This is a genomic window from Duganella sp. Dugasp56, from assembly GCF_047304105.1.
GTDB lineage: Bacteria > Pseudomonadota > Gammaproteobacteria > Burkholderiales > Burkholderiaceae_D > Rugamonas > Rugamonas hordei.
The window spans coordinates 45334-58658 of sequence record NZ_JBGLYQ010000020.1; the positions used below are offsets into that span (position 1 = coordinate 45334).

General features: G+C 61.2%; 11 protein-coding genes and 1 pseudogene. 5 read left to right on the plus strand and 7 right to left on the minus strand.

Features of this window, described 5'->3' with window-relative positions; translation table 11 throughout:
- Positions 1-46: 46 nt before the first annotated feature.
- The 3 genes from ACCD07_RS15580 to clpS all read right to left on the minus strand — a co-directional run bounded on the left by ACCD07_RS15580 (position 47) and on the right by clpS (position 5968).
- Positions 47-3118 (minus strand): TonB-dependent receptor plug domain-containing protein, encoded by a 3072-nt coding sequence (locus tag ACCD07_RS15580; RefSeq protein WP_413447867.1) that lies wholly within the window; start codon positions 3116-3118, stop codon positions 47-49.
- A gap of 244 nt (positions 3119-3362) precedes the next feature.
- The gene (gene clpA, locus ACCD07_RS15585) at positions 3363-5669 is read right to left on the minus strand and encodes an ATP-dependent Clp protease ATP-binding subunit ClpA (protein ID WP_176655179.1); all 2307 of its coding nucleotides are present in this window, start codon (positions 5667-5669) and stop codon (positions 3363-3365) included.
- Positions 5666-5968, minus strand: coding sequence for an ATP-dependent Clp protease adapter ClpS (gene clpS, locus ACCD07_RS15590; RefSeq protein ID WP_090315375.1), 303 nt, complete (start codon positions 5966-5968; stop codon positions 5666-5668). Before clpS ends, clpA begins: the two co-directional genes overlap by 4 nt.
- A gap of 324 nt (positions 5969-6292) precedes the next feature.
- Here clpS and ACCD07_RS15595 point away from each other — a divergent pair, with 324 nt between their 5' ends.
- Entirely contained in the window at positions 6293-6496 is a 204-nt protein-coding gene (locus ACCD07_RS15595; protein WP_008446468.1) for a cold-shock protein, read from the plus strand.
- A gap of 235 nt (positions 6497-6731) precedes the next feature.
- The gene (locus ACCD07_RS15600; protein ID WP_413447868.1) at positions 6732-7151 is read left to right on the plus strand and encodes a glutaredoxin family protein; all 420 of its coding nucleotides are present in this window, start codon (positions 6732-6734) and stop codon (positions 7149-7151) included.
- 386 nt (positions 7152-7537) lie between these two features.
- Here ACCD07_RS15600 and ACCD07_RS15605 read toward each other — a convergent pair.
- The 3 genes and pseudogenes from ACCD07_RS15605 to icd form a co-directional block, all read right to left on the minus strand.
- Positions 7538-7754 (minus strand): annotated as a pseudogene (locus ACCD07_RS15605) (isocitrate/isopropylmalate family dehydrogenase); the annotation flags it as partial.
- Positions 7755-7776: 22 nt separating this feature from the next.
- Positions 7777-9126, minus strand: a complete 1350-nt coding sequence (gene chrA, locus ACCD07_RS15610; RefSeq protein ID WP_413447869.1) for a chromate efflux transporter — start codon at positions 9124-9126, stop codon at positions 7777-7779.
- A 64-nt stretch (positions 9127-9190) separates the two neighbouring features.
- A complete protein-coding gene (gene icd, locus ACCD07_RS15615; RefSeq protein ID WP_176655177.1) occupies positions 9191-10444 on the minus strand; it encodes an NADP-dependent isocitrate dehydrogenase in 1254 nt (417 codons plus the stop codon).
- Positions 10445-10554: 110 nt separating this feature from the next.
- On the opposite strand from icd, the gene ACCD07_RS15620 reads away from it, so the two are divergent.
- From ACCD07_RS15620 to ACCD07_RS15630, 3 genes are all read left to right on the plus strand, one after another.
- A complete protein-coding gene (locus tag ACCD07_RS15620) occupies positions 10555-11121 on the plus strand; it encodes a pseudouridine synthase (RefSeq protein ID WP_413447870.1) in 567 nt (188 codons plus the stop codon).
- A gap of 81 nt (positions 11122-11202) precedes the next feature.
- The gene (locus tag ACCD07_RS15625; RefSeq protein WP_353404278.1) at positions 11203-12534 is read left to right on the plus strand and encodes an HD-GYP domain-containing protein; all 1332 of its coding nucleotides are present in this window, start codon (positions 11203-11205) and stop codon (positions 12532-12534) included.
- A gap of 117 nt (positions 12535-12651) precedes the next feature.
- Positions 12652-12870, plus strand: a complete 219-nt coding sequence (locus tag ACCD07_RS15630; RefSeq protein ID WP_176655174.1) for a hypothetical protein — start codon at positions 12652-12654, stop codon at positions 12868-12870.
- Between the two features lie 130 nt (positions 12871-13000).
- Here the strand turns inward: ACCD07_RS15630 and rpsT are convergent, their stop codons facing one another.
- Complete coding sequence (rpsT, locus tag ACCD07_RS15635) at positions 13001-13267, minus strand: 30S ribosomal protein S20 (protein WP_008446456.1); 267 nt, start codon at positions 13265-13267, stop codon at positions 13001-13003.
- Positions 13268-13325 lie beyond the last annotated feature (58 nt).

Sequence of the window (13325 nt, forward strand, 5' to 3'; positions counted from 1 at the left end):
GCGCGTTACGGGCTGGGAAATAAAAGTTACAGACTACGTCAGGATATTAGAAGCGGTGGTTGTACTCCACCGTGAACTTCATGCTGCGCGGCGCGGTGTATCCAACGAAAGGACCCGGCGTGCCATACGTCGGCGAAACGCTGAAGTCGGCGTTGTTGTACTGCTGGTCGATCTGCTGCACGGTCTGCTTGTTGAACACGTTGAACACGTCCATCTTGAACGCCAGGCCAGCCAACTGCTTGGGCTTGTAGACGATGTCCATGTCGAGGCGCACATCCCACGGCAAGCGGCCAGCCGAACCCTGCGGCGACGGCGTGGTCGACGTGTTGTTGTTGTTGCAGTAGTGGTAGGCCGAACCATAGTCGGGGAAGCCTGGATCGTTGTCTGCCAGCGGACCCGGGTAGTTGCCCAGGCAGGTGATCGGCTGGCCCGAAGCGATCAGCGCATTGCCGCCCACCGACCATTCGTCGTTGAACTGGTAGAAGCCGAAGGCCTTGATCTGATGCTTGCGATCGTTAGGCAGCAGACCGTTGGCGTGCTCCATGATCTCGCGGTGATCCCAGGTCTCGGTCGCGGCCACGTCCATCTGCGCCACGGCGGACAGGGTCTGGCCCTCGGTGTTGCCCTTGCTGCGGGCCAGTGTGTAGTTGATGCGGCCATACCAGCCGTCGCGCATCGGGTGCTCGGCGAAGAAGTCCAGCGCCGCGTAGGTGCGGGTGGCTTCCTCGAAGCCCATGTCCTTAGCCGTCAGCGTGACCTTGGTCAGGTTGGTGCCGGTGCCCGAGAAGTCAACCAGGAAGTCGTTGCTGCGGCCTGGATTGATCGACGCGCACATGAAGCCGCCCCAGTTCGATTCGTCGACGCCGTGCGCCGCAGCCCAGGTGTCGAATGGACGCTGGTCGCAGAAGTCGTCGATGGTCGATTTCAGCTTGCGGTAGGTTCCCTTGACGCCGAAGTTGAGCGATGGCGAATAGGCCTTCTCGAAGCCGATGGTCGCCTCGTCCTGATAGCTAGGCTTCAGGTTTTGTGCCGCCACGGTCTGGTACAGCTTGGGCTGGCCGAACTCGTTGTCGGACGACGTGACCGGGGTGATCGCCACGGTGCCGGTCGGCGCGCCATTCTGGTCGACGCCGGTGTAGGTGAAGTACTGCCGGGTCAAGGTCGACACCGAGGCGCCGCGCACGGCGACGTGGGTCGGAATCTGGATCGAATAGCGGCCTGCGCTGCCGAACACCTTGAGCGAGGCGTCGCCATTGGCGTCCCACACGGCATTGAAGCGCGGGTTCAGCTGGTTGTTCACCTCGAGGAAGGATTGGCCCAAGCCATTCTTGTTCTTGTACTGCTCTTCGCGCAGGCCGAGCGTCACCAGCACATCCTTGTTGACCTGCCAGCGGTCTTCCAGATATTGCGCCGACTGGTCGGAGAAGGCCGCCGTGATGTCGCTGAAGATGCGCTTGCTAACGTAATAACCTTGGGCGCCCAGGCCACCACCCGACGCCACCGTGGTGTTGTAGCCATTGAGCTTGATAGGGTCGAGCGGATTGTCGGTGTGATCGTAGTTCCAGCTGTTGCCGCCGGCCTGGATTTCGCCCGCGCCGAACGACGACAGCTTGTTGTTGTCGAAACCGCCGCGTATCAAATGGCTGCCCAGTTTGTATTCCAGGTCCAGGCGTGCCGACGTCACTTCGTCATACGACGATGCCGAGGAGATGCGGCCGGAGTAAGGCTGGTTGCTTGGATAGCTGATGCCGGGCGCGTGGCCCACCGAGCTGACGATAATTTCCGGCATTGTCGGATCGTAGCCCGCCAGCGACGACACGTGGCTGGTGTGGTTGCGGCCGTACAGCGCGCTGACGGTCAGGTCGTCGGTCCAGTTACCGGTGTACTTGAGGATGTTGGTGCGTGCGCCGATGGTCGGCGTGATGTTGGCGATGCTCTCGTAGTGGGCGCGACCGCTGACGATGCCGTTGCGGGCGCCGGTGGTGTAGTCGAAGCCGGACAGCTCCTGGTCGGTCTCAGGTTTATCGCCGATGGTGGTCCATTCCAGACGATGGTTGTCGCTGATGTTCCAGTCGAACTTGCCCACGTAGCGGGTGGTCTTGTTCTTGTCCTGCTGCCAGCCGTTCTGGTCCAGCGAGCTGGAATCGACCGTTTGGGCGACCCTGCCGGTGTCCTGCTTGGTCTGCTCGGCGGCGAAGAACATGAACAGCTTGTCCTGAATGATAGGACCACCGACATAGGCGCCGTATTTCTTGGTGGTGTCGGTGTTGAAGCGGTTGATCGCGTAGATGGTGCCGTCGGTGGTGGCGTTGGCCGGATCGCCGGTATGGCCGTAGTAGACGTCCTTCGCCTTGGAGCGCAGCGAGTTCGGCTCGATGCTGAACTGCGCGCCCGCTTCCCAGGTGTTGGTGCCGGACTTGGTGGTGGTGTTGACCACGCCGCCGACCGAGCGGCCGAACTCTGCACCGAAGCCGCCGGTCAGCACTTGCGTCTGCGCGATCGCGCCGAACGGCAGTTCCGACGCGCCCAGCTGCGTCAGCGGATTGGTGACCGGGAAGCCGTTGATGTAGTAAGCATTTTCCGATGCACCGCCGCCGCCGAAGCTGGCGCCCGCCGCGTAGCGCGGGTCGGCCCGCGTGGTGTTTGGCGCCAACTGCACGATGGCGTCCACGCTTTGCGCGATCGGCAGCGCAGCCAATTCCTTGGCGGTGAAAGTGGCGCCGTTGTTGGCACTGGAGACGTCGATGCGATTGCGGCGGCCGGTCACCTGTACCGACGCCACCTGGGCGACAAAGGACGCTTCCACGCCGCGGCCCACCAGCACGTCGATCTCCGTGATGTTGACAGTGGCGCCGGAGCGCTGCAGCTCAACCTTGTAGTGGCCAATCGGCATGGCGGTGGCGGTATAAGTACCGTCGGCATTCGGCGTGATCGTGCGTTTCAGACCAGTGTCGGTATTGGTCATCAGGATGGAGGTGCCGGCCGGCGCTTCCACGCGGCCATAAATGTTGCCCGATGCATTGGACTGCGCCATCGCGCTCGGTACCACCACTGCGCTGACCGCCATCGTGGCGAACGCCATCGACAAGGTGCGCGCCAATACTGTCTTTCTTAACATGCTTACTCCCGATTAAATGCCGCTGTTAGAAAATGCCCTTTATATCGCCACCCGTTCTAGCGGGTTGGTCGGTAATCCATAGTCGTATAGGCAAGTTGCGAAGTAAACATTGCATAAGTAACCATTTGGATACATACCACAGTGGATAGTTACAAGCCGTCACGCTAAGTTTCTTTGTTGGAAAAACGGACGTAAAAAAACCCGCCACACTTTCGTGGGCGGGCTTTTTGCGAAAACGTACTGTTTATTCGACTTCGACGGTTTCCGGCGGGATCGTCGGCGCGGCGTCCGGCGGTTCCGGGAACTCCAGCTTGACCTGGTCCTTGTCGTCCAGGTCGACCGTGACCTTGCCGCCGGTGACCAGGCGGCCGAACAGCAGTTCGTCGGCCAGCGCCTTGCGGATCATGTCCTGGATCAAGCGCGCCATCGGACGCGCGCCCATCAGCGGGTCGAAACCTTTCTTCGCCAGGAACTTGCGCAGTTTCTCGCTGAAGATGGATTCGACTTTCTTCTCGTGCAGCTGCTCTTCCAGCTGCATCAGGAACTTGTCGACCACGCGCAGGATGATTTCCTCGTCCAGCGCGCGGAAGCTGATGGTCGCATCGATACGGTTGCGGAACTCCGGCGTGAACATGCGCTTGATGTCGGCCATCTCGTCGCCTGCCTGCTTGGAATTGGTGAAGCCGATCGAGGTCTTCTGCAAGCTCTCGGCGCCCGCGTTGGTGGTCATGATGATGATCACGTTGCGGAAGTCGGCCTTGCGTCCGTTGTTGTCGGTCAGCGTGCCATGGTCCATCACCTGCAGCAGGATGTTGAAAATGTCCGGATGGGCTTTTTCAATCTCGTCCAGCAGCAGCACCGCGTGCGGTTTCTTGGTGATGGCTTCGGTCAGCAGGCCGCCCTGGTCGAAACCAACGTAGCCCGGCGGCGCGCCGATCAGGCGCGACACGGCGTGGCGCTCCATGTACTCGGACATGTCGAAGCGGATCAGCTCGATGCCCAGGATGAAGGCCAGCTGCTTGGCCACCTCGGTCTTGCCGACGCCGGTCGGACCGGAGAACAGGAAGGAGCCGATCGGCTTGTCGGTCTTGCCCAGGCCGGCGCGCGCCATCTTGATCGCCGAGGCCAGCGCTTCGATCGCCGGATCCTGGCCGAACACCACGTTGCGCAGGTCGCGGTCGATGGTCTGCAGCTTGCTGCGGTCATCCTGGTTGACGGTCTGCGGTGGAATACGCGCGATCTTGGCGATGATGTCCTCGATCTCGGTCTTGCCGATGGTTTTCTTCTGCTTGGACTTCGGCAGGATGCGTTGCGCCGCACCGGCTTCGTCGATGACGTCGATCGCCTTGTCGGGCAGGTGGCGGTCGTTGATGAAGCGGGCCGCCAGTTCGGCCGCCGTCGACAGCGCCGACGACGAATACTTGACGCCGTGGTGCTCTTCGAAGCGCGACTTCAGGCCGCGCAGGATCTGCACGGTCTGCTCGACGGTAGGCTCGTTGACGTCCACTTTCTGGAAGCGGCGGCTCAGCGCGTGATCCTTCTCGAACACGCCGCGGAACTCGGTGTAGGTGGTCGCGCCGATGCACTTCAGCTGGCCGTTCGCCAGGGCCGGCTTGAGCAGGTTGGACGCGTCCAAGGTGCCGCCCGACGCCGAACCGGCGCCGATGATGGTGTGGATCTCGTCGATGAACAGGATGCCGTTCGGATTGTCCTTCAGCTGCTTCAGCACCGCCTTCAGGCGCTGCTCGAAATCGCCGCGGTACTTGGTGCCGGCCAGCAGCGCGCCCATGTCCAGCGAATACACGACGGCATTCTGCAGGATTTCAGGCACGTCGCTCTGCGTGATGCGGTAGGCCAGGCCTTCGGCGATGGCGGTCTTGCCCACGCCTGCCTCGCCCACCAGCAGCGGATTGTTCTTGCGGCGGCGGCACAGGATCTGGATCACGCGGTCCACCTCGTCCTCGCGGCCGATCAGCGGATCGATCTTGCCCTCGGCGGCGGACTTGTTCAGGTTTTGCGTGAACTGGTCCAGCGGGCTTTCCTTGGTCTGGCCTTCGCCGCCCGGAGCGCCCTCCTCCACGCCTTCCGAGGCCTTGGCGGCATCGGTCTGCTGGTCCTTGCGCACGCCGTGCGAAATGAAGTTGACCACGTCCAGGCGGGTCACGCCCTGCTGGTGCAGGTAGTAGACCGCGTGCGAATCCTTCTCGCCGAAGATGGCCACCAGCACGTTGGCGCCCGTGACTTCCTTCTTGCCGTTGGAAGCGGACTGCACGTGCATGATGGCGCGCTGGATCACGCGCTGGAAACCGAGCGTAGGCTGGGTGTCGACTTCGCCGGTGCCTGGCACGGTCGGCGTGTTATCGCCGATAAAATTGGTCAGGGTTTTGCGCAGGTCTTCAATGTTGACGGCGCAAGCGCGCAACACTTCGGCAGCCGAAGGATTGTCAAGCAAGGCCAGCAGCAAGTGCTCCACCGTGATGAATTCGTGCCGTGCCTGCCGAGCTTCGACAAACGCCATGTGCAAACTTACTTCTAATTCCTGCGCAATCATACTTCCTCCATCACGCACTGCAGGGGATGCCCCGCCTTGCGCGCATGCGTTAAAACGAACTCCACTTTAGTACAGGCTATATCTTTTGAGAACACGCCGCACACTCCTTTGCCATAGCGGTGAACACTGAGCATTATCTGCGTGGCCGTTTCACGGTCTTTATTGAAATACTCCTGAATGATGGCCACCACGAACTCCATCGGGGTGTAGTCATCATTGAGCAGCGCCACCTGGTACAGCGGTGGCGGCTTTAGGGCTTGCCGCTCCAAGAGGGTTTCGGTGTCATGCTTGGTTGCCATACGCTTATATTCTAATGCTTTCGGGGTTGATGCAATGTGCATTTCACTGTGCACATCTAATTGTTTTCCATCTTACGCGTTTTCTGAACTTGACGCAGATGGCGACCCATTCGTTAAAATCAAGAGTTGCATATCCGCCAATCAGATTGAAAGTAGCAAAATGCATACAAATCTGCTTGACTTTAGAAATTGGTCCGCTAACAATGCGTTATCGGCTTCGTGCAGAAATGTACATGTTGATAAGAAGTGAGGCGTGAGGAGGGGGCAAGAAGCTTCTTGCTTTTATGGCTCGTGTGATCCGTTTTAATTTTGAAAGTTCTTTTTATGGCAACAGGTACAGTTAAGTGGTTCAATGATTCCAAAGGTTTTGGCTTCATCACTCCAGATGACGGCGGCGAAGATTTGTTCGCTCACTTCTCCGCAATCAACATGAACGGTTTCAAGACCCTCAAAGAAGGTCAAAAAGTTCAATTCGAAGTCACGCAAGGCCCTAAAGGCAAGCAAGCTTCCAACATCCAATCCGCTTAAGTTCTTAAGCTGCAGATGTGAAAAACCTCGCGACGCGGGGTTTTTTTTCGTCCAGACAGTTGCCACTCTCCCTGCCTGTGTTGTAAAAGCCCGACGTTCCGCTGCCGTAGTCAATGCAACAGCCTACACAGGCCCGGCAGGCCCGTTCCTCCGTCGCAGTGATGACAATTCGATACAATTATAATTTTTTAAATAGCTATACTGAATTGATTATCTTACCCATCAGGAGATCGTGTTGATTAAGAACATTAAGTCAGCGTTGCTGTATGTACTTATCGTCGCCTGCGGTATCGGCGTCGGCCGCCTCGCGATGCAGGTCCCCAAGTGGCTCACGCCAGCGTATGTAGAAGGGAATTTCGCAAATTACTTCCCTGATGCAACAACAAAAGTCGTTGTCTATGGCACGCAAACCTGTCCGTTCTGCATGCAGACACGAGCCTATCTCAAAGATCACCACATAGCCTTTGCCGACATCGACATCACCCAGCCCGGCAAGGGCATGGCCGACTATGACAGCTTCCACGTTCACAGCGTGCCGCTGATTTTGATCGGCAACCGTCGCATCATAGGCTTTGACAAACCTGTGATCGAGGCGGCATTGTCCAATGCCCAGCTCCACGCCGCCAGTCAAACTACCCCATCTAGGCAGCGCTAGGCTGCCGCGATGCAGACAGTTCCATCGGGAAGTCGCGGATAGAGCGACGCGATTTCGATGTTGCCACCACGCTCGTCAATATATCAATGGAGTAACGGATGAATAAGAAACTGAGATTGTTTGCGTTTGCAATCGGCATCGGTACCGTCTCGGCCCCGGCATGGGCAAGCTGCGCCTTCTATTGCAATCAGGAATATCAATCGTGTATCAGGGGTGGCGGCTCCACTGCGGAGTGCCAGGCGGAACAAGCAGATTGCAGGAGCCACTGCTGCGATTATATTTTCTGCGACGACGGCAAATAAAGTCTATTTCTCCGGAGAGGCTTTGGTGCCATCCTCCGGATGCACGCCGGCCCCGCTCCCTTGAGGGAACGGGGCCGGACAGTCTTACATCTGGCCGATCATTACATTGCCAAAACCCGAGCACAACACTTGTGTCGCGCCTTCCACCAGGCGAGCGAAGTAATAGGCGCCCCTCTTCGTGTCGATGGCTTTTTCCATAGCCTTGATGATCAGGTCGGCCGCTTCGGTCAGCCATGTGGCGCAACGTGATCTCTGCGGACAAGATCAGCGAGTCCGGGCTCACGTAGTCCTTGCCGGCGTACTATCCAATCCACTTAAGCTCCCTACACTAGTTGTTTCAAAATCAAACCGACCGCCGCGCACACGACGATCACCTGCGGCACCTTGCGCTGGTAACGGATCAACGCCACCGCCGCCGCCAGCGCGATCAGCGCCGACGCCCAGTCGAACCGCCCGCCGAAGCCGGCCGGCCACAACACGTGGTAAGCGAAGAACAGCGCCAGGTTGACGATGACGCCGACCACGGCCGCCGTGATGGCGGTCAGCGGCGCGGTGAAGCTCAGGTCGTCGCGGGTGGCCTCCACCAGCGGGCCGCCGGCCAGGATGAAGACGAACGACGGCAGGAAGGTGAACCAGGTGACCAGCGTGGCCGCGACGGCGCCAGCCAGCGCCAGCTGGTCCGGGCCGAACAGCTGTCCGGTGTAGCCGCCGACGAAGCCGACAAAGGCCACCACCATGATCAGCGGGCCGGGCGTGGTTTCGCCCAGCGCCAGGCCATCGATCATTTGCGTTGCGCCAAGCCAGCCGTAGTGCCCCACCGCGCCCTGGTAGACATAGGGCAGCACCGCATAGGCGCCGCCAAAGGTCAGCAGCGCGGCCTTGGTGAAGAACCAGCCCATCTGCGTCAGCGTGTGCTGCCAGCCCGAGGTCAGCATCAGCACGCCCATCGGCAGCAGCCACAGCATGGCGCCGCAGCCGGCCACCAGCGCCAGCCGGCTCCAGCGGAATTGCGCGTGCGGCGGCGGCGGCGTGTCGTCGTCGATGACGGCGGCGCCATGCGATGGCTGCGCGGCGCCTGCTCCGGCCTTACCATGGCCGCCGCCGGCGCCGAACAGCTGCGGCCGGAAACGGCCGCCCAGGTAGCCGGCCAGCGCGGCGCCGGCGACGATCAGCGGGAACGGCGCCTGCAGCGCGAAGATGGCGACAAACGCGGCGCCGGCGATCGCCCACAGCCAGCCGTTGCGCAGCGCGCGCGAGCCGATGCGGTGCGCGGCCTGCAGCACGATGGCGGTCACCGCCGGCTTGATGCCGTAGAACAGCCCCGCCACCAGCGGCTGCTGGCCGTAGGCGATGTACAGCCACGACAACAGGATCAGCAACAGCAGCGACGGCAGCACGAACAGCGCGCCGGCGATGACGCCGCCGCGCGTGCGGTGCATCAGCCAGCCGATGTAGGTGGCCAGCTGCTGCGCCTCCGGCCCGGGCAGCAGCATGCAGTAGTTCAGCGCGTGCAGGAAGCGGCGCTCGGAGATCCAGCGCCGCCGCTCGACCAGCTCCTGGTGCATGATGGCGATCTGCCCGGCCGGCCCGCCAAAGCTGATCAGGCCCAGCTTGAGCCAGAACAGGAAGGCCTGCCACAAGGTCGGCGCGGCGGGGGCGGCGGTGTCACGCATGGTCTCTCCGATGAAAAAAACCCCGCACCATCGCTGGGGCGGGGCCTGGTCTGCGCAAGCGCGATTACATCTGCTCGATCATCACGTCGCCGAAGCCCGAGCACGACACCTGGGTCGCGCCTTCCATCAGGCGGGCGAAGTCGTAGGTGACCTTCTTCGAGTCGATGGCTTTTTCCATGGCCTTGATGATCAGGTCGGCCGCTTCAGTCCAGCCCATGTGGCGCAGCATCATCTCGGCGGACAGGATCAGCGAACCCGGGTTCACGTAGTCCTTGCCGGCGTACTTGGGCGCGGTGCCGTGGGTTGCCTCGAACATCGCCACCGAGTCCGACATGTTGGCGCCCGGCGCGATGCCGATGCCGCCCACTTGCGCGGCCAGCGCGTCGGAGATGTAGTCGCCGTTCAGGTTCAAGGTGGCGATGACGCTGTATTCCGCCGGACGCAGCAGGATCTGCTGCAGGAAGGCGTCGGCGATCGAATCCTTGATGATGATGTCGCGGCCGGTCTTCGGATTCTTCAGCTTGCACCAAGGACCGCCGTCGATCAGCTGCGCGCCGAATTCCTTCTGCGCCAGTTCGTACGCCCAGTCGCGGAAGCCGCCTTCGGTGTACTTCATGATGTTGCCCTTGTGGACTATGGTCACCGACGGCTTGTCGTTGTCGATCGCGTACTGGATCGCCTTGCGCACCAGGCGCTGCGTGCCTTCGATCGACACCGGCTTGATGCCCAGTCCCGACGTATTCGGGAAGCGGATCTTGGTGACGCCCATTTCCTTGACCAGGAAATCGATCAGCTTCTTCGCGCCTTCCGAGCCTTGCTGGTATTCGATGCCGGCGTAGATGTCTTCCGAGTTCTCGCGGAAGATCACCATGTCGGTCTTTTCAGGTTCCTTGACCGGCGATGGCACGCCGGTGAAGTAGCGCACCGGACGCAGGCAGACGTACAGGTCCAGCTGCTGGCGCAGCGCCACGTTCAGCGAGCGGATGCCGCCGCCGACCGGCGTCGTCAGCGGGCCCTTGATCGACACCACATAATCCTTCAGCACGGTCAGGGTTTCTTCCGGCAGCCACACGTCGGGGCCGTACACGGTGGTCGATTTCTCGCCGGAGTAGATTTCCATCCAGCTGATCTTGCGCTTGCCGCCATACGATTTGGCCACGGCGGCGTCCACCACCTTGATCATCACGGGTGTGATGTCGATACCGGTACCGTCGCCCTCGATGTAGGGAATGATGGGGTTATCTGGTACATTCAGGGAAAAATCGGCGTTGACGGTGATTTTCTGGCCGTCGGCAGGTACTTTGATATGTTGATACATCGTGGTTCTCCGAAGTGGACTCTAAGTCTTCTATAAGACATAAGACAGACGTTTCACATTATGCACGAATTGGGCTTGTAAGCCTACACCAATTTCACCAGTATAGAAGCATGTCCCTGATACTCTTTAATAAACCTTTTCAAGTGCTGTGCCAGTTCTCCCCGCAGGACGACAAGGCCACGCTGGCCGATTACCTGAAGATTCCCGCCATCTACCCCGCCGGCCGCCTGGACGCCGACAGCGAAGGCTTGATGCTGCTGACCGACGACGGCAAGCTGCAGCACGCCATCGCCCATCCCGACCACAAGGAAGCCAAGGTCTACTTGGTGCAGGTGGACGGCGTGCCGGACGCGGCCAGCCTGGCGAAGCTGCAGGCGCCGATCGACCTGGGCGACTTCGTCACCAAGCCGTGCAAGGCGGTGCGCATCGCCGAGCCCGAATGGCTGTGGCCGCGCAACCCGCCGATCCGCCAGCGCGCCGGACAGCCGACCAGCTGGCTGGCGATCACGCTACAGGAAGGCAAGAACCGCCAGGTGCGGCGCATGACGGCCGCCGTCGGCCTGCCGACGCTGCGGCTGGTGCGCAGCGCCATCGGCGCCATCTCGCTGGCGACGCACCCGCTGATGCCGGGCGAATGGATGGAAGTGTCGCCCAAGGATTTGTCTGGCCAGAACTAAATCTGGCAATTGAGCTAGCATTTGGGCAAGCATTGCCTATATTAAATAGGTTGGCGTATTGCCACGCGCCGGGGGAAAGCCATGCCTGCAGAAGCGACCGCGTCCTACACCGAGAGTCCATACTATCTGCAGGCCGTGGCCGCGCTGGCGCGCAGCCGACCGGTGACGGCGCACCGGGACATCTACTGTAGCAACGGCATGAAGCTGGTCGCCGGCGGCACGCGGCTCGGCGACGAGCAGTTCGAGCGGCTGGCCCAGCACAAGCTGACCGAGCCGCTGGACGGCATGCTGATCAGCGATCGGGCGATCGACGCCGCCGGCCTGGCCATCGAGGCCGGCAAGATCCTCGAGCACGACCCGGTCTATGCCCGCCTCGCCAACCGCGCCGGCGACCCGCTGGCCGTCAAGCACGGCCTGGCAGCGCTGAGGCTGCCGCCCCCGCTGCTGATGCGGCTGACCGTGATGCGCGAGCAGCGCCCCGACATCTTCGAGCACTCGCTGCGCACCAGCATGATCGCCTGCGCGCTGGCGCTGCGGCTGAAACTGGACGCCGGCGACCGCGCCACGCTGCTGCTGGCCGCGCTGTGCCACGACGTCGGCGAGATGCACACCGACCCGCTGCTGCTGGCCAGCGGCCACAACATCACCCCGGACGAGCGCCGCTTCATCCACGTCCACCCGCTGACCGGCAATGTGCTGCTCAGCTGCATCCCCGGCTTTCCGCCGGCCGCACGGCTGGCGATCCTGCAGCACCACGAGCGGCAGGACGGCAGCGGCTATCCGGCCGGGCTGCGGGCCGGGAAGATCTCGCCGCTGGCCAAGCTGCTGGCGGTGGCCGACGTGGCCGAGACGGTGATACGCCGCTTCGACCTGCCGCGGCTGGACATGCTGGCGCGCCTGCACCACAGCCGCTTCGACGCGGCCGCCGTCGACGCCCTGCGCGACCTGATCCACTCCACGCCGCAGGACGCCCACCAGACGCGGCAGGAGCGCGGGCCGGCCTTCCAGCTGGCCCACCTGGCCGAGGTGCTGCGCGCCTGGTTCGCGCTGCGCAGCGCCTTCGAGCACCAGGTGGCGCCGACGGCACCGGAGCGCTCGCCGCTGGCCTTCCTGTTCGAGCGCATGAACTCGATCCGGCAGCTGGTGCTGCAGGCCGGCTTCGACCCCGACCACAGCGACAGCATGCTCGACATCGCCCACGACGACCCCGGCATCCTGTTGGAGCTGCGCACCATGCTCGATGAAATGGAATGGCTGCAGCTGGACCTGGCCAATGAAATCGACCGCCGCTCGGCCGAGCTGCTGGGCCTGTCGCGCACGCCGCTGACCGATCTGCTGCGGCACCTGCGGCACGAGGACTGTGGCGCGCAATGCCGCAACGACGCGCCATATTTGATGCAATGCAGCAAATAAAATTTTGAAAAACAGCAGTTTTTGTGTCAACTGGAAATTTTTGAGCTGCGTTAATGAAACAGATTCATCCGAATCTTTGTTTTTTTAGCTGTTTCTCAACTGACTAAGGAACTTATCATGTCCAAGATCATCGCTGCCCTGGTTGCCTCCCTGTTTGCTGCTTCCGCTTTCGCCGCCGCCCCGTCCGCTTCGGCCTCCGCCTCGGCCATGGCTTCGGCGCCGATGGCCTCCGCCTCCGCTTCGGCCGACGCTTCGGCTCCGAAAGCCAAGAAAGCTAAAAAAGCCAAGAAAGCCGCCGCTTCGGCAGAAGCCTCCGCTTCGATGCCAGCCAAATAAGTTCTGGCGACCGGACCGGGCCGGCCTTGCGCCGGCCTTTTTTACGCCCACAAAAAAGCGGCCGCACAAGCGAAAAGACCCGCGCTGACCAGGTCAGGCGGGTTCTTGCTGTAAATCCCCGTGCGGGGAATTAAGCGGACAGTGCCTTCAGGGCAGCTGCCAGACGGCTCTTATGACGAGCTGCCTTGTTTTTGTGGATGATCTTCTTGTCGGCGATGCTGTCGATGGTCGACACGGACGATTGGAAGATTGCGGTCGCAGCAGCTTTGTCGCCGCCCTGGATCGCCTTGCGAACTGCCTTGATAGCGGTGCGCAGGGTCGAACGCTGGGACGAATTGTGAGCGTTTTGCTTGACTGCTTGACGAGCGCGCTTACGCGCTTGTGCGGTATTTGCCATGGAATTTCCTAAAACAGGGTAAAGGTGCGTTTGCAAACATTATTGTTTGCCAAACAGG